At 63.5% G+C, this 18,809-nt stretch carries 16 protein-coding genes; 12 read left to right on the top strand and 4 right to left on the bottom strand.

Translation table 11 applies throughout. The features are described from left to right. Positions 1–2: 2 nt before the first annotated feature. The 3 genes from NKJ15_RS06785 to NKJ15_RS06775 all read left to right on the top strand — a co-directional run bounded on the left by NKJ15_RS06785 (position 3) and on the right by NKJ15_RS06775 (position 4,351). Entirely contained in the window at positions 3–1,043 is a 1,041-nt protein-coding gene (locus NKJ15_RS06785) for an ABC transporter ATP-binding protein (protein WP_352542239.1), read from the top strand. Positions 1,044–1,074: 31 nt separating this feature from the next. Beyond that, positions 1,075–2,355 (top strand): amylo-alpha-1,6-glucosidase, encoded by a 1,281-nt coding sequence (locus NKJ15_RS06780; RefSeq protein WP_352542240.1) that lies wholly within the window; start codon positions 1,075–1,077, stop codon positions 2,353–2,355. A 604-nt stretch (positions 2,356–2,959) separates the two neighbouring features. Then, complete coding sequence (locus NKJ15_RS06775) at positions 2,960–4,351, top strand: FAD-binding oxidoreductase (protein ID WP_352680985.1); 1,392 nt, start codon at positions 2,960–2,962, stop codon at positions 4,349–4,351. 35 nt (positions 4,352–4,386) lie between these two features. Here NKJ15_RS06775 and NKJ15_RS06770 read toward each other — a convergent pair whose 3' ends face one another. The 3 genes from NKJ15_RS06770 to NKJ15_RS06760 all read right to left on the bottom strand — a co-directional run bounded on the left by NKJ15_RS06770 (position 4,387) and on the right by NKJ15_RS06760 (position 7,523). Continuing rightward, on the bottom strand, positions 4,387–5,316 hold the full coding sequence (locus NKJ15_RS06770) for a pseudouridine-5'-phosphate glycosidase (RefSeq protein WP_352502990.1): 930 nt from the start codon (positions 5,314–5,316) through the stop codon (positions 4,387–4,389). A 12-nt stretch (positions 5,317–5,328) separates the two neighbouring features. Next, positions 5,329–6,438 carry a carbohydrate kinase gene (locus tag NKJ15_RS06765; protein WP_352680983.1) on the bottom strand — a complete coding sequence of 370 codons (1,110 nt, stop codon included), beginning with the start codon at positions 6,436–6,438 and terminating at the stop codon, positions 5,329–5,331. A 236-nt stretch (positions 6,439–6,674) separates the two neighbouring features. After that, positions 6,675–7,523 carry a MurR/RpiR family transcriptional regulator gene (locus tag NKJ15_RS06760; RefSeq protein WP_352542243.1) on the bottom strand — a complete coding sequence of 283 codons (849 nt, stop codon included), beginning with the start codon at positions 7,521–7,523 and terminating at the stop codon, positions 6,675–6,677. Between the two features lie 187 nt (positions 7,524–7,710). Between NKJ15_RS06760 and murA the strand changes: the two genes are divergently transcribed. From murA to NKJ15_RS06715, 9 genes are all read left to right on the top strand, one after another. Continuing rightward, complete coding sequence (gene murA / locus NKJ15_RS06755; RefSeq protein ID WP_352542244.1) at positions 7,711–8,967, top strand: UDP-N-acetylglucosamine 1-carboxyvinyltransferase; 1,257 nt, start codon at positions 7,711–7,713, stop codon at positions 8,965–8,967. Continuing rightward, entirely contained in the window at positions 8,964–9,854 is an 891-nt protein-coding gene (locus tag NKJ15_RS06750) for a glucosamine kinase nucleotide-binding domain-containing protein (RefSeq protein WP_352542245.1), read from the top strand. Before murA ends, NKJ15_RS06750 begins: the two co-directional genes overlap by 4 nt. 184 nt (positions 9,855–10,038) lie before the next feature. Beyond that, positions 10,039–10,962: an N-acetylmuramic acid 6-phosphate etherase gene (gene murQ / locus NKJ15_RS06745; RefSeq protein ID WP_352542256.1), complete on the top strand. Its 924-nt coding sequence runs from the start codon at positions 10,039–10,041 to the stop codon at positions 10,960–10,962. Positions 10,963–11,061: 99 nt separating this feature from the next. Further along, the gene (locus tag NKJ15_RS06740) at positions 11,062–12,582 is read left to right on the top strand and encodes an ABC transporter substrate-binding protein (protein WP_352502986.1); all 1,521 of its coding nucleotides are present in this window, start codon (positions 11,062–11,064) and stop codon (positions 12,580–12,582) included. Between the two features lie 34 nt (positions 12,583–12,616). Further along, positions 12,617–13,576 (top strand): ABC transporter permease, encoded by a 960-nt coding sequence (locus tag NKJ15_RS06735; RefSeq protein WP_352502985.1) that lies wholly within the window; start codon positions 12,617–12,619, stop codon positions 13,574–13,576. After that, entirely contained in the window at positions 13,576–14,415 is an 840-nt protein-coding gene (locus NKJ15_RS06730) for an ABC transporter permease (RefSeq protein ID WP_352502984.1), read from the top strand. The genes NKJ15_RS06735 and NKJ15_RS06730 overlap by 1 nt, the downstream gene beginning before the upstream one ends. Further along, positions 14,412–16,160, top strand: coding sequence for an ABC transporter ATP-binding protein (locus NKJ15_RS06725; protein ID WP_352814650.1), 1,749 nt, complete (start codon positions 14,412–14,414; stop codon positions 16,158–16,160). Before NKJ15_RS06730 ends, NKJ15_RS06725 begins: the two co-directional genes overlap by 4 nt. A 68-nt stretch (positions 16,161–16,228) precedes the next feature. Further along, positions 16,229–17,230, top strand: coding sequence for a serine hydrolase domain-containing protein (locus NKJ15_RS06720; RefSeq protein WP_352502982.1), 1,002 nt, complete (start codon positions 16,229–16,231; stop codon positions 17,228–17,230). A gap of 5 nt (positions 17,231–17,235) precedes the next feature. Then, entirely contained in the window at positions 17,236–18,366 is a 1,131-nt protein-coding gene (locus NKJ15_RS06715) for an anhydro-N-acetylmuramic acid kinase (RefSeq protein WP_352542249.1), read from the top strand. On the opposite strand, the gene NKJ15_RS06710 is transcribed toward NKJ15_RS06715, so the two are convergent. Next, positions 18,363–18,794: a GNAT family N-acetyltransferase gene (locus NKJ15_RS06710; RefSeq protein WP_352502980.1), complete on the bottom strand. Its 432-nt coding sequence runs from the start codon at positions 18,792–18,794 to the stop codon at positions 18,363–18,365. The genes NKJ15_RS06715 and NKJ15_RS06710 overlap by 4 nt on opposite strands. Between the last annotated feature and the right edge of the window lie 15 nt (positions 18,795–18,809).

Here is an 18,809-nt window from a genome sequence, read left to right as displayed (position 1 = left end):
CGATGGCTGAGATCGTCATCAAGCAGGTGGCAAAACGTTTCGGCGGCTTCACCGCGCTGCATTCGATCGACCTGACCATCGCCGACCAGGAATTCATGGTGCTGCTCGGCGCCTCGGGTTGCGGCAAGACCACGCTGCTGAGGATCGTCGCCGGGCTGGAAACGCCAAGCCAGGGCGAGGTCTGGATCGGCGGCCGTCGCGTCGACCATCTGCCGCCGCGCGAACGCGGCATCGCTATGGTGTTCCAGAATTACGCCGTGTTTCCGCACCTGACGGTATTCGAGAATATCGCCTTCGGCCTGCGCATGAAGAAGCTGCCGCAGCAGGAGGTCGACGGGCGCGTCAACCGCACCGCCGAGCTAATGCATATCGAACAGCTTTTGAAGCGCTATTCGGGCCAGCTTTCCGGCGGTCAGCGCCAACGCGTGGCTGTGGCCCGCGCCCTGGCGATGGAGCCTGACGTGATCTTGATGGACGAGCCGCTGTCCAACCTGGACGCGCTGCTGCGGCTCGAAATGCGCGCCGAGCTCAAAGGTGTGCTCGCGGCGTCCAAGACCACCACCATCTACGTTACCCACGACCAGGTCGAGGCGATGAGCCTTGCCGACCGCATCGCCGTCATGCATCAGGGCCGTATCGTCCAGGCCGCCTCGCCGGTAGAGGTCTACCGCAATCCGGCGGCCCGCTTCGTCGGCTCCTTCATCGGCAACCCGCCGATGAATTTCATCCCGGCGACGAAGACGGCCGACGGCAGTTGGACCGTCGCCGGGCTGACGCTGCCCGGCCCCAAATCGGACAAGCAGACGATAGAATTCGCCATTCGCCCCGAGGATGTAGACGCCGGCAACGAAGGTATTAACGCCACCGTGCGCGTTGTCGAGCCGCTCGGACCGCACACGCTGGTCACCTGCGGCGTCGAGGGCGGCCTGTTCCGCGCCATCCTCGAATCGAATGCCACGGTCGCCGTCGGCGATCACTTGCGGCTTTCGCCCAAACCCGATCGCATCCGCTGGTTCGATCCCGAAACCACCAACGCCCTTTGATCCCCTTCGATTCTGAAAGTACGAACGCCCGATGATATCTCTTGCTGTCGACGAAACCATCGCCCGCGCCGTCGAGGTGCTGAGGGAAAATGACCAAGGCACCTACACCATACCGACCAAGGGCCTCTACCCGTTTCAGTGGAACTGGGATTCCTGCCTGACCGCGCTCGGCCTTGCCCACTATGACGAGGCGCGCGCCTGGACCGAGATCGACACGCTGTTCGCCCACCAATGGCCAGACGGCATGGTGCCGCACATCGTCTTCCATGTCTGGAGCGACGGCTATTTCCCCGGGCCGGAGGTCTGGCGAACCAATCGCCCGACTGCCACCTCCGGCATCACCCAGCCGGCGGTCGCCGGCTTTGCCGTGCGCCGCTTGTTCGACCAGGCCAAGGACAAGACCCCGGCGGCCGAGCGCGCCCGCGCACTGTTGCCGAAAATCGATGCCTGGCACCGCTGGTTCTACGAAAATCGCGACCCGGACGGCGAAGGGCTGGTCGCCATAATCCACCCATGGGAGTCCGGTCGCGACAACTCGATCGACTGGGACGAGGCGTTCGAGCGCGTGCCGACCGAAGGCGTCGAGCCCTACACCCGCCGCGACATCCTGCACGCCGATCCGGCGCATCGTCCAACCAAGGCACAGTATGACCGCTATGTCTGGCTGTTGCAGCATTTCCGCGGGCTTGGCTGGGACAATGCCCGGCTGCACGATGCCTCGCCATTCCAGGTCGTCGATCCCGGCTTCAACGCCATCCTGATCCGTTCCGCCGCCGACCTTGCCGATCTCGCCGAGGCACTTGGCGAAACCGAAATCGCAGAAGCCAATCGCGCCCGTGCCGAAAAGGGGCTTTCGGCAATGGAACGGCTGTGGAGCGACGCGCATGGCCAGTACATTTGTTTCGACCGAGTGGCCGGAAAGCATGTTGACAGCGCGTCGGTCGGCGGCATTCTGTCGGTATTTTCGGCCATCCCGGAAAGCCGGGCAGCGACCATCGCTGCAACGATCGAGCGCATCGCCGGCAAAACGCGTTGCATCGTCCCGTCGCACGATCCTGAGGATGGGCGCTTCGACCCAAAGCGCTACTGGCGCGGCCCGGTCTGGCTGGTGGTCAACTACATGATCGCCGACGGCCTTGCCGTCGCCGGCCACAGCCAAATCGCACAACGCATCACGCAATCCAGTCTCGAGCTGATCGCCGAGAGCGGTTTTGCCGAATATTACGATCCCCTCAACGGCGAGCCGCTCGGCGGCAATCGCTTCACCTGGACCGCGGCAATGGTGATCGAGTTCCTGAAGGGCAGAGCCTGAAGCTTCCGCCAAGGCCGCCGGCTACCAAAGCCCGTTCTGTCCGCCGAATAACAGTCGATACTATTTGCGTCTGAGGCACGTCCTGGTCCATCAAAACAGGGCCAAGGCATGCCAATCTTCACCATGCCAGAGCTATAATAATTCTTCACAAACCGCTATCTATACTGCGTCGAGGCGGGGAGAAGCGCGGCTCGCGGCACTTGGCATTCCGGTCTTCGCCTGCACCCCGGATCTGTTTCCGGACATGATGGCGGCGGCACTGCGGCGGGAGGATATCGGCGCCTGGGCGGCGGGAGCCGACATCAAGCTCATTTGCGCCGAGGCTGAGGCGCCTGGGACGCGTGAGTGAGCGTTTGCCTCGGTCCAGAATACTGGGCCGCCCGCAGGTAAGCGCTTGCGGTCAAAGGTTTGACAAATAGCCGGCCGCGCCTATGGTCGACCTGTTACAGGAGCGACGCATGGCGAAGACAACCGGCTGTATTCTTGGCGGGTTTTCCGCACATTTGCTGAACAGTAGAAATCAGCCACGGCCGCTTTCACAGCCCTCGCCCTTCCCTCTCCCGGCCGCGTCGATTCGCCCGGGCCGTTCATGTCCTTGAGCCACATGTCGCAGAAAATTACCGAGCTTCTGTCGCGGCTGGAAAAGCGGCTGGACAGGTCAGCGATTGTCTCGGCTGAGGAGGCCGGACCACGCTACCGGGAAGACCCCGACGGCAAGGACGGCGCGCCGCCGGCGATCGTCTTGCGTCCACGCACGACCGGCGAGGTGTCGGACATTCTGCGCCTGTGCAACGAGGTCGGGCAAAGGCTCGTCGTCCAGGGTGGCCGCACCGGTCTTGCGGGCGCGGCGCGCATCCAGCGCGGCGAAGCGGTGCTGTCGCTGGAGCGCATGACTTCCGTTGAGGCTATCGACCGCGAGGCGGCGACCATCATCGCCGAGGCCGGCGCGCCGCTGCAAGCGGTGCAGGAAGCCGCCGATGCGGCCGGCTTGCTGTTCGGCGTCGACATCGGAGCGCGCGGCACGGCCACCGTCGGCGGCAATGTCGCCACCAATGCCGGCGGCATCCGTGTGCTGCGCTACGGCATGTACCGGGCGCAGGTGCTTGGGCTGGAAGCGGTGCTTGCCGACGGCAGTATCCTGACCTCGCTCAAGGGTTTGGCGAAGGACAACTCCGGCTACGACCTCAGCCAATTGTTCATCGGCAGCGAAGGCACGCTCGGCGTGGTCACGCGCGCATGCCTGCGGCTGCATCCGAAGCCGGCCACCGAGATCAATGCCTTCTGCGCGCTTGCTTCGCTGGACGCGGCGATCACGTTGCTTGCGCTGCTCAGGCGGAAGCTCGGGCCCTTGCTATCGGCCTATGAGGTGAATTTCGCACCGCTCTATGGCGCCATGATCGCCGGCATGGAGGCGCCGGCGCCGCTGCCGGTCGGCTCGCCCGTCTATGTGCTTGCCGAGATACAGGGCAGCGAGCCCGACCGCGACCGCGAACGTTTTGCCGCGGTGCTGATGCAGGCGGTTGAAGATGGCGTGATCGACGACGTGGTCGTCTCGCAATCGCCGCGCGAATTCCGGGCGCTCTGGGCGGTGCGCGAGGAGGCCAACCGTTTCCTGTTTTCGATGGCAGGCCTGATCGGCGTCGATATCAGCATCCCACTGGCGAGAATGGCGACTTTCCTGGGCGAAACAGAAGCCGTCATCAAGGCCGTCGACCGCAGCGCCGACGTCTACGTCTTCGGCCATCTTGGCGATGGCAATCTGCATTATCAGGTTCGCACCGGGGATCCGGCGGCCGCATACGACATCGTCTACCGGCGCGTGGCCGCGGCTGGCGGCGGCGTCTCGGCCGAGCATGGCATCGGCCTGGACAAGAAGGAATGGCTGCACCTTGTGCGCAGCGACGCCGAGATCGCGGCCATGCGGCGCCTGAAAGCAGCCTTCGACCCGAACAACATCCTCAATGCCGGGCGCATCTTCGACCTCGCGCCGGGCTGAAATCGAAGGTGCGTAGCGCTGGCCGGGCGCTGTCTCTATCTGGTCGCGCCCTTCAATTCCGCATGCGCAACCGCGATGCGGGCAGCAAGCGCGGCGTTGTTGCGGACCAGCGCGATGTTGGCCTTCAGGCTGCGGCCTTGCGAAAGCTCATTGATGCGTGCGAGCAGAAACGGCGTCAGTTCCTTGCGCCCGATGCCGCGCTTCTCGGCCTCAGCCACGGCCGCTGCGATCGTGCCGTCGATGAACGCCGGATCGAGCGCGTCCGCTTCGGGAATAGGGTTGGCGACGAGAATGCCGGTGCCGGATTCCATCTCGTCATGCAGCAGCATGGCTCGCGCGATCTCGTCGGGCGTGTCGAGGCGATGATCGGCCTTGAGCCCGCTGGAGCGGGTGTAGAAAGCCGGAAAATCATCGCTCCCATAGGCGATCACCGGCACGCGCTGAGTTTCCAGATATTCCAGCGTCTTCGCAATATCGAGGATCGACTTAACTCCGGCGCAGACCACGGTCGTGCCGGTTTGGCCGAGTTCGGTCAGGTCGGCGGAGATATCGAAAGTGGCTTCGGCGCCGCGATGCACGCCGCCCACGCCGCCGGTCGCAAAAATGCCGATCCCGGCTAACGCGGCGATCCGCATCGTCGCCGAGACGGTGGTTCCGGCCGAGCCGCCGCGCACCATGATGGCGGCGAGATCGCGCCCGGAAGCCTTGACCACGCCCTTTGCCGCTGCCAGCTCTTCCAGCTCACGGTCGTCGAGGCCAACCTTGATCTTGCCGGCGACCACTGCGATTGTGGCGGGCACGGCGCCGTTTTCACGCACCACGGTCTCGACACCACGGGCAGTTTCCAGATTGGCCGGATAGGGCATGCCGTGGGTGATGATCGTCGATTCCAATGCCACCACCGCGCGGCCTTCATCAAGCGCAGCAGCGACTTCATCGTTCAGGTGGACAAGGAAAGGTTTCATATCATCTCGCTTTCAGGCAGGAATGCGGTACATGCCGGCGGCAAGGAAGCGCGGCGACAGATCGGGATGGACGCTGGCTTCGCTCTCGGTGGTCAGTGTGGCAAGCAGCGCGCCGGTGCGCACGGCATGAGCGACCGGCTCACCCGAAAGCACCTTGTACAGTGTGCCGGCGATCATCGCGTCACCGGCGCCGGTGATATCGACGGGCTTGGCCGGGACGGAGTGCATGGTCGTCACACCGCTCTCAGTCGCAACGGCAAATCCATGCGCGCCCACGGTCACGATCACCTCGCCGGCGCCGGCCGCGCGCAGCGCTGCCGCTGCTTCCTCCGGCGTCAGCCGCCTGTCGGCATCCGTCATGCCGAGCATCGTATTGGCCTCGTCATGATTGGTGAACAGAAGATCGATGCCGGTCAGGTCCTTCGGCAGGCGCGCTGATTTCGGCGCCGATACCGTGTCGACGGCGAGCTTGAAGCGCGCACCCTGCTTGCGCGACATCAGTGCTGCGAGGGTCGCGGCCGGCAGATTGCAGTCGATGAACACCCATGTCGCCGAAGCCAGATGCGGCCAGAAGCGGTCGAGATAGGACGACGAAAACAGATCGAAGATCTCCATGTCGGCAATGCCGAGCACGAGGTCGTTGTTGCGGTCGAGGATGGCCGCGTATTCCGCCGTCGGCCGTTCCGTGGTGGTGATGACCTGGCTGACATCGGCGCCGAGGTCGCGCAGATGCCGCACCAGTGAGCGGCCGGTTTCATCGTCGCCGACGATCGAGACGAAGCTTATGTCGACGCCGAGGCGGGCAAGGTTTTCGGCGACGTTGCGGGCAACCCCGCCGAAGCTGCGATAGCCGTCGACCGGGTTCGACGTCTCGAAAATCAGATCCTTCTTGGCGTGGCATTTGCGGTCGAGCACCGCGCCGCCGACGCAGACCATGCGCTTTGACGTCGGCAAGACGTAACCACGGCCGAGAATGTATCCCTTGTTGACGAGTTGCACGATGTGGGCCGCAACCGTCGAGCGGGCAATGCCGAGCGCGGTTGCAATATCCTGCTGGCCGGCGAACGGATTCGCCGCAATGAGGTCGAGAACCGCTTGTTCCTGTGCTCCAATGTCGTCCATCGTCTCACCTGGCCCGCCAAATTCGAGGCTGAATGTACGATATTCTAAACAACAGATGCTCTTGTCAATATTTGTTTGAAGCTGGGCGTTCCAGTCGACTGCCCGCATTTCGGCGACGCCCAGTCAGTCCACTTGGCGACTGTATCGACGTATCGATCGTGCTCACGCTGAAGGTCCGTACGCCGCGGGGATTCCGTCGAAAAACGGGACTCTTTAACACCAGGCCGCGAATACCGCTAAGCCTTCAGCACCGAGACGGCCAATTCGCTGTTGTGGACGTATTCGTTGGCGTCAGGCTGCTTCTGCACGAGCAGGATGAACAGCAGGTCGGTCAGCGTCAGTTGTGCATCACGCGCAGTTATCGATGAAGAGCGCGCGCGCTCTTCATCGGCGATCGTGTGGAGGCGAATGTCGGCAACCCGGCTCAGCGGATTGTCGCGAAGTCCGGTGACGGCGATCACGGTGGTGCCACGTTTGCGGGCAAGTTCAGCTATCCGCAGGGTTTCGATGCTCGCCCCGGAATAGGAGAGCGCGAACAGCACGTCACCTCGTCCAAGCGTCGAGACATTGGCCATTTGCACATGGCTGTCGCTGTCGTGCAGCACGTTGCGGCCGAGTTTCATCAGCTTGTAGGAAAAATCGCGCGCCACCAGCGAGGATGCGCCGACGCCGGCCAAATGAATGCGGCGCGCACCGTTCAACGCTTCGAGGGCCTTGCCGATTTCCTGCTCGGTGTTGGCCGCGACGGTCTGTTGCATCGACAAGAGCTTGCTGCCGATCAGCTTGCGCAGGATGACCAGATAGCTGTCGCCGACCTCGATCGAACCGTGGATCATGCCGGCCGGCACGTGCCATTCCTGCGACTTGGCCTCGCTGACGGCGAGCTTAAGCTCCTGATAGCTGGAATAGCCGAGCTTCTGGCTGAACTTGACGACGCTCGACTGGCTGCGGCCGATCTCGGCGGCAAGCGCCGCCGTCGACAGGCGGAGCATCTGGTCGGGATTATCGACGATATACCGACCGATCTCGCGGTCGCCGGGCGCCATGACTTCGAGCTTGGCCTCGATCTTCTTCAGGACGGACATGCGTTCCCCCATTGCCTGTCATCGACAATGCCAAGCCAAGGAATAAATTATTCCGTCTCTGATTGACAGCCAAGAATGAACCATCAAATCTCGACTGATGCAGTTGCGGCCCAGCCTTCGGGCATGTCGACGATTCGGACATGAAAAGATCGTAGACTCGCCGACAGCTCGGGATTAGGTCAGAGCCATGGACAAATTGCGGATCGTCGGCGGGCACAGGCTTGAGGGCGCGGTTACGATCTCCGGCGCCAAGAACGCGGCCTTGCCGCAAATAGCGGCGGCGTTGCTCAGCCCCTATCCGCTGCAGCTGACCAACCTGCCTGAGGTGACGGATGTCGATAACATGCTTGGCGTCGTCGGCCTTCATGGGGCCGAAGTCACCAGATCGGCGCATGCCGCCACAATCGATACCAGTGCCGCCGCTTCCAGGGAGACAAGCTACGATACAGTCAGGCGCATGCGCGCGACGGTGCTGGTTCTCGGTCCACTGCTTGCCCGCTTCGGCCATGCCCGGGTCTCGCTGCCTGGCGGCTGCGCGATCGGCGCACGGCCGGTCGACATGCATGTCGCCGCACTTGCCGCACTTGGCGCCGATATCGCGATCGAAAACGGACTGATCGTCGCGTCTGCGCCGGGCGGACTGAAAGGCGCGCGCATCGTTTTGAGCTCGCCGTCGGTCGGCGCGACCGAAACGGCGATGATGGCGGCGACGACGGCAAACGGCGAGACCGAGATCCTCAACGCGGCCCGCGAGCCGGAGGTGGCCGATCTTGCCGCCTGCCTGAACGACATGGGCGCGCAGATCGAGGGCGCCGGCACGCACCGCATCCTGATCGGGGGCAGCACAGACTGGCGCGCCGCCACGCACGACATCATCCCGGACCGGATAGAGGCCGGCACCTATGCCGTCGCAGCGGCCATCACCGGCGGTCAGCTCGAGCTGACCCACGCGCGGCTCGAGCACATGGCATCCATCGTCCAGCTGCTCGAAGCAGCCGGTGTGAAAATATGGCCGGGCGACCGCGGGCTGATCGTGTCGAGAGACGGGCCGCTCAAGGCGGTCGACGTGACGACGGAGCCATATCCGGGCTTTCCGACCGATCTCCAGGCGCAGTTCATGGCGTTGATGTGCTGTGCCGAGGGCGCTTCGCTGTTGCGCGAGACGATCTTCGAGAACCGCTTCATGCATGTGCCTGAACTGATGCGGCTCGGCGCCAATATCAAGCTGCAAGGCACCATGGCGCTGGTGCGCGGAGGCGAGAAGCTGAAGGGCGCGCAAGTGATGGCGACCGACCTGCGCGCCTCCGTCTCGCTGGTGCTGGCAGCGCTGGTGTCGGAGGGCGAGACGACGATCAATCGCGTCTATCATCTCGACCGCGGGTACGAGCAGTTGGACCGCAAGCTCCGGCTGTGCGGTGCCCAGATCGAACGAATAAGGCAATGAGTGCCGGTGGGGCGTCTCCGCATTATTTCCTGGGCGTCGATGGCGGCGGAACCGGCTGCCGGGCGCGTATCGAAGACGAGGCAGGAACCGTGCTCGGGCAAGGCCTGTCGGGCCCGGCGACAACGCGACTCGGTATAGAGGTGGCCTGGGCCTCGATTGCCAAAGCCTTTGGCGCGGCGATCGAAGAGGGAGGGTTCACGGCGGCGGAAATCGCCAGGATCCGCGCGGGTATCGGTGTTGCCGGCATCGGCCGTAAGGGTGCGCTCGAGGCGTTTCATGGCATCGAACAACCCTTTGCGAGCATCGACTTCGTCAGCGACGGCGTCGCGGCTTGCCTTGGCGCGCATTCGGGTCAAGACGGCGCCATCGTCATAGCCGGGACCGGTTCGATCGGGCTCGGCTTTGTCGAAGGGCGCGACCTGCGCGTCGGCGGCTACGGTTTTCCGATTTCCGATGAGGGCAGCGGCGCCGATCTCGGACTGAAGGCAGTGCAGCTTGCCTTGCGAGCCCATGACGGTCGGCATGAGCGGACGGCGCTGCTGGCCGAGGTGATGCAGCGCTTCAAGGACGATCCGTTCGAGGCGGTGGCCTGGATGGACCGCGCCAGTGCGACTGACTATGCCGCCCTGGCGCCGATGGTGATCCGCCATGCCGATCAGGGCGATCCGGCCGGTCGGCGGATCGTGCAAGGCGCTGCCGAGCAGATCGACACCTTCGTGCGGGTGCTGTTCGAAAAAGGCGCGCCGCGGGTTACGCTGCTCGGAGGGTTGTCCAGCCCGCTTGAGCCATGGCTCGCTCCCGACGTCCGCCGACGGCTGAAGCCGGCCGACGGCGACGCGGTTTCGGGAGCCATAATCCTGGCCAGAAAATCCCTCTGCCGCCAGTGATGCCTTGCTCGCAAGGAATATAATATTCCTACTTTCTGTTGACATAGGGAATATCGAATTCTAAAAAGTTAACGAAACAGAACCGGCGCAGCCGGTACGGAGCCGACGGCCAGGTGCAGGCACTGGACGCCGCTTGCTGTGGGCATCACAGTCCTGCTCGCAGTCGCACTTGAAAGTAAGCGAAGTGGTCGAACAAGGGTTGATGTCGGAGCTGGAGCGGCTGGTTTCCGAGGACCGGAACCCGAAAACCATGGACATCGATCTGTTGCCGACCCTCGAGGTGCTGCGCAAGATCAATGACGAGGACAAAGGCGTTGCGGCAGCCGTCGAGAAGGTCATCCCCGATATTGCTGCGGCCGTGGACCGGATCGTGAGCGCGTTCCAGGACGGTGCACGCCTTGTCTATATGGGGGCTGGCACCAGCGGCCGGCTCGGCGTCCTTGACGCCTCGGAATGCCCGCCGACCTTCGGCGTACCCGAGGACATGGTGGTGGGCCTGATCGCCGGCGGCGTCGACGCGCTGGTGCACTCTGCGGAAGGCGCCGAGGACGATCCGAAACAGGGAATAAAGGCGCTGCAGGACATCAAGCTGACCGCCGACGACGTGGTGGTCGGCATCGCTGTCAGCGGACGCACACCTTATGTCATCGGCGGCCTGACCTATGCCAAGGAGGTGGGAGCCACCACCGTGGCGTTGTCCTGCAATCCTCGATCGACCATTGCCGGCATTGCCGATATTGCCATCTCTCCGGTGGTTGGCCCGGAGGTCCTCACCGGCTCGACCCGGCTGAAATCGGGAACCGCGCAAAAGCTGGTGCTCAATATGCTGTCCACCGCCAGTATGATCCGCATCGGCAAGAGCTATCAGAACCTGATGGTTGACCTCAATCCAAGCAACAAGAAGCTTGTCGCAAGGGCGGTCAGGATCGTGATGCAGACGACCGGCTGCGCGGCACAGCAGGCACGACAGGCACTCGACCAGACCGGCAATGATGTAAAACTGGCAATCCTCGTGACGATCACCGGCATGGGTGTCGAAGAAGCACGTAAGGCGCTTGCCAACGCGGGAGGTTTCCTGCGCAAGGCGATAGGCGAAAAGACGGTGTAAAACCGCATGGATACTGGGCCGATGTTCCGGGGCGTGTGTCCCTTTGAAGCGGTCCGGGGAACTGCAAGGCATCTGGTTTAACAATAATGGGAGACGACAATGGTACGGCACATTGGCAAGAAACTGCTTTCCGGCATGACGCTCGCGGCAATGGTTGGCATCGCCGCGCTACCGGTGCAGGCGAGTGCGGCGACGCTGCATATGGCGTGGTCGCAGGACGCCACCGGTCTTGATCCGCACAAGCAGACGGCATTCTCCTCACTGCGGCTGCTGGAGCTGATCTACGAACCGCTGGTGCGGCTCGACGCAAACCTGCAAATCACGCCCGCGATTGCCGATTCATGGCAGTTCTCGCCGGGCGGCAAGGAGCTGAGCTTCAAGCTCAATCCGAAAGCAAAATTCCAGAACGGCGCCGCCGTGACCTCGGCCGACGTCAAGGCATCGTTCGAGCGCATACTCGACGAGAAGACGGGTGCTGCGGCGCGCGCGAACTTTCTCTCGATCGCCAGCATCGACACGCCCGATCCAGCCACCGTCGTGTTCCACCTCTCGCAGCCGGATGTGCCGATCCTGACGGCGATGAGCGACGTCAACGCGGCGATCGTCCCGGCAAGCGAAATCGCGACTGGCTCGATCGGCACGACAACGATCGGCTCGGGTCCGTTCAAGCTCGAAAAATGGGATCCGAATTCCAAGGAAGTGCTTGTCGCCAACAAGGACTGGGCAGGCGGCGCGACCGGCGTCGACGGCATCGATATCAGCGTGCTGCCGGACGAGACGGCGATCCTGGCGGCGATGCGCACCAAGCAGATCGATTTTGCCCTGCTCAACGATCCGCTTGTCGCCACGCTGGTGCCCAAGGAAGCCAGCCTGCAGTTGAACCGCGTGCCGGTGCTTGCCTATCACGTGCTGCAGCTCAATCCCTCCCGCAAACCGATGACCGAACTCAAGGTGCGTCAGGCGATTTCCTGCGCCATCGACCGGCAGGAAGTGCTGGACACCGCCTCGCTCGGCGAAGGCAAGGTCACCGGCCCGCTGACCATCCCGGCACTGGCGACCGATCCGAAGCAGTTGTTCTGCTATAAGCGCGACATTGAGAAGGCCAAGCAGTTGATGGCCGAAGCCGGGTATGCCGACGGCTTTTCGGCGACCGTGATCGGCGCCACCGGCGAGCCGCCGACGGCAGCGGCGGAAGCCCAGGTCATCCAGTCGCAACTCGCAGAAATCGGCGTCAAGCTCGACATCAAGATGATGGAGCTCAACGTCTATGTCGACGCCTGGCTGAAGGGCGATTTCGACATGGCCGTCGCGCTGAACGGCGGCAGGGCCGATCCCTACACTATGTACAACCGCTACTGGACCAAGACGGGCAATCTGCAGAAGGTGGCGAACTATGTCGACGACACGCTGGACAGTCTTATGCAGAAGGGCCGCACCGAGACCGACCCGGCAGCGCGCAAAGCGATCTTCGCCGACTTCGAGAAGCACATCACTGAGATGTCGCCCTGGATCTGGCTCTACACGTCCTACAGCTACACGGCACAGCAGAAGAATATCGCAGGATTCGAACCGGTGCCGACAGGTTCGCTGTTCAGCCTCGCCAAGGTGACGATCCAGTAGCTGCTTTGATGCCGGACGAGAGGATATTCTTCGCGTGAACTATCTGATGCGGCGACTGGCGACCTTCCCTCTCGTCCTGCTTGGCGTGTCCATCGTGGTGTTCCTGGCGATCAGGATGGTTCCGGGCGATTCGATCACGGCAATGCTGGGGACCGAAGCCGGCCTGCTGACGCCGCAGCAGCGCGATGCGCTTGCAGCTTATTTCGGCATCGACCAGCCCTGGTTCATCCAATACTGGCGCTGGCTGCTTGGTCTTTTCCAAGGTAATCTCGGCATTTCGTCCACCTATGGCAGGCCGGTGCTCGACGTCATCCTCGAGCGTTTCCCGCTAACGCTGGAACTCGCCTTGCTGTCGATGATCATCGCCCTGGTTGTCGGCATGCCGGCCGGGATTTTTGCCGCCACCCATAATGAAAAGCTATCCGACCTCGGCGTGCGCGTTGTCGCAATGATCGGGCAGTCGACGCCGAACTTCGTCCTTGCCCTGCTGATCATCTACACGCTGTCGGCGGGGTTTGGCGTTTTGCCGGCGATGGGCGAGTTTTCGCCGCTGTGGCAGGATCCGCTGCGCAATCTCGGCCAGCTGTTGCTGCCTGCGGTCACGCTTGGATTTGCCTTCGCGGCTTCGGTGACCCGCATATCGCGTTCGGCGATGCTCGATGTGCTCAGCGACGACTATGTCAGGACGGCGCGCAGCAAGGGCGTTTCGGCGCGCGGCGTCATCTGGCGGCATGCTTTGCCCAACGCGCTCATCCCGGTCGTGACGCTGAGCGGCATAGAGTTCGGCTACCTCCTGGGCGGAGCTGTCATCGTCGAGCAGATCTATGCGCTGCCCGGTCTCGGCCGCATGGTGCTGGATGCCATCCTGCAGCGCGACTACGCGCTGGTGCAGGGAAGCGTGCTATTCATCGCCTTCAACTTCATGATCGTCAATCTCCTCGTCGACCTCGCCTATGTCGCGCTCGACCCGCGTATCCGGCTAAGCGAGCACTGATGGCGACATTGCGGGCTATATTTGCGCATCCCAGCGGCCGGATCGGCGGTGCCATCGTTGCGCTTTATCTGCTGCTTGCCGTGCTTGGCATGCTGGGGCTGACGCCGCACAATCCGTTGACGCAGCACCGGGTCGAGCGACTGCATGCGCCTGACGGCATCTACTGGATGGGCACGGACCTGTTCGGCCGCGATGTCGCAAGTCGGCTGATGACCGGGATCGACCAGTCCTTCATCGTGGCCTTCTTTTCGGTCGCCTTTGCGACACTGGCCGGCACCGTGCTCGGGCTGGCGGCAGCCTGGTTCGGGCGCCGCTGGGACGGCATGGTGATGCGCATCATGGACGTTGTGCTGGCGTTCCCGGCGATCCTGCTGGCGCTGCTGATCGTCGCGGTTGCGGGACCGGGAACCTCGACCAGCGTCATTGCCATCGCCGTCGTCTACACACCGATCTTCACGCGCGTCGTGCGAGGTCCGGCTCTGTCGCTCAAGGCGCGCGAGTTCGTCGACGCGGCCCGCACGTTCGGCAGCAGTGCGGGCTATATCGTAACACGGCATCTGCTGCTCAATCTGGTGGCGCCACTGACGGTTCAGGTGACGCTGGCGCTGGCCTGGGCACTGCTGACCGAAGCCGGCTTAAGCTTCCTCGGGCTCGGCACGCAGCCGCCCGCGGCGTCGCTCGGCCTGATGCTGAGCGACAGCCGCAATCTGATGGAGACAGCTCCCTGGCTGATGATCTTCCCGGGCGTGGCGATCATGATCGGCATCCTCGGTTTCAACCTGCTCGGCGATGCGTTGCGCGATGTCCTCGACCCGAAGATGCGGAGATCGATCGCATGATCCCGCTGCTGTCCGTCAGCGGATTGCGCGTCGGCTTCGGTCGCAACCCGCAAGCCAATGAGGTCGTGCGCGGCGTCAGCTTCGATCTCGCCGACGGCGAAACGCTGGCCATCGTCGGCGAAAGCGGCTCGGGCAAGTCGGTCACGGCGCTGTCGATCAATCGCCTCGTCGATTATGGCGGCGGCCGCATCACCGGCGGGTCGATCAAGCTGAGGCGGGCCGACGGCAGCACCTTCGACCTGACAGCCGCAGCCGAGCCGCAATTGACGAAGATCCGCGGCGGCGAAATCGGCATGATCTTCCAGGAGCCGATGACCTCGCTCAATCCGGTGCTGACCATCGGCAGGCAGATCGAGGAATCGTTTCGCCTGCATCGCGGCCTGACCGGCCGGCGAGCGACGGCGGCGGCCAAGGACGCGCTCGACCGCGTGCGTATTCCCGACGCTGCACGGCGGCTGAAATACACGCCCAACCAGCTTTCGGGCGGCATGCTGCAGCGGGTGATGATCGCCATGGCGATTGCGTGCAACCCGCGCCTGCTCATTGCCGACGAGCCAACGACGGCGCTGGATGTTACGGTGCAGGCGCAGATCATGGCGCTGCTCGCCGAGTTGAAGCAGGAAACCGGGATGTCGATGATCTTCATCACCCACGACATCGGTCTGGTTGCAGGCATCGCCGACAAGGTGATGGTGATGCAAGGCGGAGAAGCTGTCGAGCAGGGCGCATTGAACCAGATATTGGACGATCCGCGGCATCCCTATACGCGGCATCTGCTTCATGCGGTGCCGCATTTCGCCGGCGGCAGTGCCGCACGCAAGGACGTGCAACGCGAAACGCAAAAAGCTGCCGAGCCGGCGCTGAAGGTCGATGGCCTCGTAGTGCGGTTTCCGGTCAAGGCTGGGTTTTTCAGCCGTACCAGCGGTGCCGTCCATGCCGTGGACGGTGTGGATTTCGAGCTAACGCCGGGCGAGACATTGGCGGTCGTCGGCGAGAGCGGTTCCGGAAAGTCCACCACCGCCCGCGCGATTCTGGGGCTGGTGCGCTCGACGCGCGGCACGATCTCGGCCAGCGCGCGCAAGCCCGTCACCGGGCAGAGCGCCCTTCCCATGCAGATGGTGTTCCAGAATCCCTATGGCTCGCTCAATCCCAGACTCACCATCCAAAGCATCCTCGCAGAGCCTGTGATCGCTACCGGCGGACGGATAACTGCTGAAACGCGGGCGAAAATGGCCGCGCTGCTGAAACGCGTCGGCCTTCCGGAAAACAGCCTGCAGCGCTATCCGCACGAATTCTCCGGCGGCCAGCGGCAACGCCTGTGCATCGCTCGCGCGCTGATGCTCAATCCTTCGGTTGTCGTCCTCGACGAAGCGGTTTCGGCGCTCGATGTGTCGGTGCAGGCCAGGGTGTTGGAGCTTTTGATCGAGCTGCAGCGTGAATTCGGGCTGGCCTATCTGTTCATCTCGCATGACATGGCTGTCGTCGAGCGGATCGCCCATCGCATCGCGGTCATCTATGCCGGCCAGATCGTCGAGATCGGCGATGCCAGATCGGTGCTCTCGGAGCCGAAGCACTCCTATACCAAACAGCTTATCGCGGCCGTTCCTACTATAGACCGGCGGCATGAACGTTTCGAGCTGGACACGCGCCAGGTCCCCTCGCTCGTGCGTCCGCTGGGGTTTGAGCCGGGGCCGGCCAATTGGCAGCAATTCGGGCCGGATCATAGGGCACGGGTGGAAGCGTGATGATTGTCGCTCGAAAGCATGCAGAGTCAGACGGACAGCCCCTCGCTGCCTTCCAAACGGAGGCGTAGTTGATCGACCATGATTTCTTCTCCCGCGCATTCGCCCCGCTCGAAGCGGCCGTGGCCGCATCGCGCATTCCGGGCTGCGTGCTCGGCATAGTTGACGGGGACGGCGAACGCATCGTCCGGGCAATCGGCTCAGCCCAAGTCGTGCCCAAGATACGGCCGATGCATGTCGGGACATGGTTCGACCTGGCCTCCCTGACCAAAGTCATCTTCACCACGTCGCGTATCCTGGCACTGGCGGAAGAAGGCGTCATCGACCTCGACGCGCCGCTGATTTCCGTCCTGTCCGACCTTCGCCAATATGACGAAAAAGCCTGGGAACGGAACGTAACGTTTCGCCAGTGTCTCGGCCATCAGACACCGTTTCCCGCCGTCGCGCCGATCTACACCTATGGCCACGATCCGGACCTGCTGCGCGCCTTCATCCTGCAGCGCGAATGGCAGGCTGGCGAGCCGGTCTATTCTGATATCAACTTCATCCTGCTCGGCTTCGTCCTAGAGCGCCTGTCTGGCAAGACCATTCGCGAGATGGATCCCGGTCCGGGCTTCGCGTTCTCCGCCGAACCAGATCAAGCGGCGGCGACCGAAGACTGCACATGGCGTCATCGCGTGCTCTGCGGCGAAGTCCACGACGACAATTGCTCGGCCTTGCAAGGTGCCGGTCACGCCGGCCTGTTCGGAACGGCGGCTTCGGTCCTCGACTTTGCGCAAGGGCTGCTGGACGGGACCGGCGCGTCGCAGCGTTCGATCGCGCTAATGCGCACGCCCTTGTCGGCAACCCGCACCCATGGCTGGGAGCGACCCTACGAAGGCTGGTCCGGCGGCCGGTTATGCAGCCCCGAAACCATCGGGCATACCGGCTTTACCGGTGTCGGGCTGTGGGTCGACTTCGACAAAGGCAGAGCCTGGACCTTGCTCACCAACCGGATCCATCCGACACGTCATTTCAACAGCGGGATCGTAGCGCTTCGCCAAGCGGTCGGCGATCTCGTCAACGGAGCCTGACAACCATGAATCCGAAAAATGGCGAACCCATGTGGGCCGTCGGCCTGATGACCGGCACCGTGCTGGACGGCAATATCGATGTCGCGCTGATCAAGACCGACGGCGAACGGATTGACGACTTCGGCATCTACACGCTTGCCCCCTACCCGCAGTCGATCCGGACCTTGCTGGAAGAGACGCTGCGGCAGGCAAGGAGCTGGAATTTCACAGGGCCGGAACCGGCAATCTTCGACGAGGCAGAGGAAGCGCTGACGCGCGCCCAGTCCGCGGCAGTCAAGGATCTGGTCGAAAGCCACGGGCTGACGATGGCCGATATAGGGGTCGTCGGCTTCCACGGCCAGACCGTGCTGCACCGTGCCCCGCAAGTGGGCCGACTGGGCCAGACCCGCCAGCTTGGCGACGGCGAGCTGATGCATGCCATCCTTGGCACCAGGGTCGCCTATGACTTCCGCTCGGCCGACATGCGCGCCGGCGGCCAGGGCGCGCCGCTGTCGGCCGCCTATCACGCCGCGCTGCTGCGCGAAGCCGACGCCACCGGCGACACGGCGGTGCTCAATCTCGGCGGCGTCGCCAACATCACCTGGTGGGATGGCACGGACAATGTTGTTGCCTTCGACACCGGGCCCGCCAACGCACCGCTGAACGATTTCATCAAATCGAAGGGGCTCGGCGAAATGGACCGCGACGGCGCCCTTGCCCGCGCCGGCACGGTCGACGAAGCGCGGCTGGCCAAGCTCCTGCAGCATCCGTATTTGACCAAACCCTACCCGAAATCGCTGGACCGTTTCGATTTCGGCGCCTCAATGGCGGACGGAATGAACGCCGAGGACGGCGCAGCCCTGCTGACGGCCTTCACCGCGGCCGCCGTCGGCAAGGCGCTCGATCTTCTGCCGCGCCGGCCGAAGCGGCTGGTGGTCAGCGGTGGCGGTCGACACAACCCAACGATCATGGCCATGCTTGCCAGCCGCGCTGGCGTCGAAGCGGTTCCGGCCGAGGCGCTTGGCTGGAAGGGCGATGCGGTGGAGGCGGAGTGTTTTGCGTTCCTGGCAGTGCGCGTGCTCAGGGGCTTGCCGATCAGCTTCCCCAGTACGACCGGCGTGCCAAAGCCGATGTGCGGCGGACGCCTTGCCGGCTAGTCAGGCTTCAGCCTCTTCTGCAGGAAGATGCGGCTGCGGCCGACGGGAAAATCGGCAAGCACGCCGAAGGGCTGATAGCCCTGGCGCTCATAGGCCTTGGCGGCCTTGGGATTGAACGTGTCGATCCAGGCGCCGCGACAGTCGCGCGCGATCGCCTCCCTCTCGGCCGCCTCGAGCATCCTGCCGGCCATGCGGTGACCGCGCAGTTTTTCATTGACCCAGAGCCATTGCACATAGAGCCAGCCCCAGGCGGTGTATCCCGAGATGCCGGCGACAATAGCGCCGTGCTCATCGCGCACGAACACGGCCAATGCCTTCCTGCAGGAGGCGCCGACATCACTGTCGTTGAACGCCGCAAGCCGCTCTCCGAGAAAAGCCAGCTCGTGCGGCAAGGGGTCGGCGGTTGTCTCAAGCGTTGTATTGTCCATCCACCAAGCATCTAT

It is taken from the genome of Mesorhizobium sp. M0207, from assembly GCF_040321995.1.
Classification (GTDB): Bacteria; Pseudomonadota; Alphaproteobacteria; order Rhizobiales; family Rhizobiaceae; genus Mesorhizobium.
The sequence above is the reverse complement of the archived record's forward strand: the minus strand, read 5'-3'. Positions and strand labels throughout refer to the sequence as shown.

What these genes read in the sequence shown, in the direction of transcription:
- NKJ15_RS06730 (WP_352502984.1), top strand. Translation starts at nt 13,576, where the DNA reads ATGGCGACATTGCGGGCTATATTTGCGCATCCCAGCGGCCGGATCGGC.
- NKJ15_RS06710 (WP_352502980.1), bottom strand. Translation starts at nt 18,794, where the DNA reads ATGGACAATACAACGCTTGAGACAACCGCCGACCCCTTGCCGCACGAG.
- NKJ15_RS06765 (WP_352680983.1), bottom strand. Translation starts at nt 6,438, where the DNA reads ATGGACGACATTGGAGCACAGGAACAAGCGGTTCTCGACCTCATTGCG.
- NKJ15_RS06770 (WP_352502990.1), bottom strand. Translation starts at nt 5,316, where the DNA reads ATGAAACCTTTCCTTGTCCACCTGAACGATGAAGTCGCTGCTGCGCTT.
- NKJ15_RS06750 (WP_352542245.1), top strand. Translation starts at nt 8,964, where the DNA reads ATGAGTGCCGGTGGGGCGTCTCCGCATTATTTCCTGGGCGTCGATGGC.
- NKJ15_RS06740 (WP_352502986.1), top strand. Translation starts at nt 11,062, where the DNA reads ATGGTACGGCACATTGGCAAGAAACTGCTTTCCGGCATGACGCTCGCG.
- NKJ15_RS06760 (WP_352542243.1), bottom strand. Translation starts at nt 7,523, where the DNA reads ATGTCCGTCCTGAAGAAGATCGAGGCCAAGCTCGAAGTCATGGCGCCC.
- murA (WP_352542244.1), top strand. Translation starts at nt 7,711, where the DNA reads ATGGACAAATTGCGGATCGTCGGCGGGCACAGGCTTGAGGGCGCGGTT.
- NKJ15_RS06715 (WP_352542249.1), top strand. Translation starts at nt 17,236, where the DNA reads ATGAATCCGAAAAATGGCGAACCCATGTGGGCCGTCGGCCTGATGACC.
- NKJ15_RS06780 (WP_352542240.1), top strand. Translation starts at nt 1,075, where the DNA reads ATGATATCTCTTGCTGTCGACGAAACCATCGCCCGCGCCGTCGAGGTG.
- NKJ15_RS06725 (WP_352814650.1), top strand. Translation starts at nt 14,412, where the DNA reads ATGATCCCGCTGCTGTCCGTCAGCGGATTGCGCGTCGGCTTCGGTCGC.
- NKJ15_RS06785 (WP_352542239.1), top strand. Translation starts at nt 3, where the DNA reads ATGGCTGAGATCGTCATCAAGCAGGTGGCAAAACGTTTCGGCGGCTTC.
- NKJ15_RS06775 (WP_352680985.1), top strand. Translation starts at nt 2,960, where the DNA reads ATGTCGCAGAAAATTACCGAGCTTCTGTCGCGGCTGGAAAAGCGGCTG.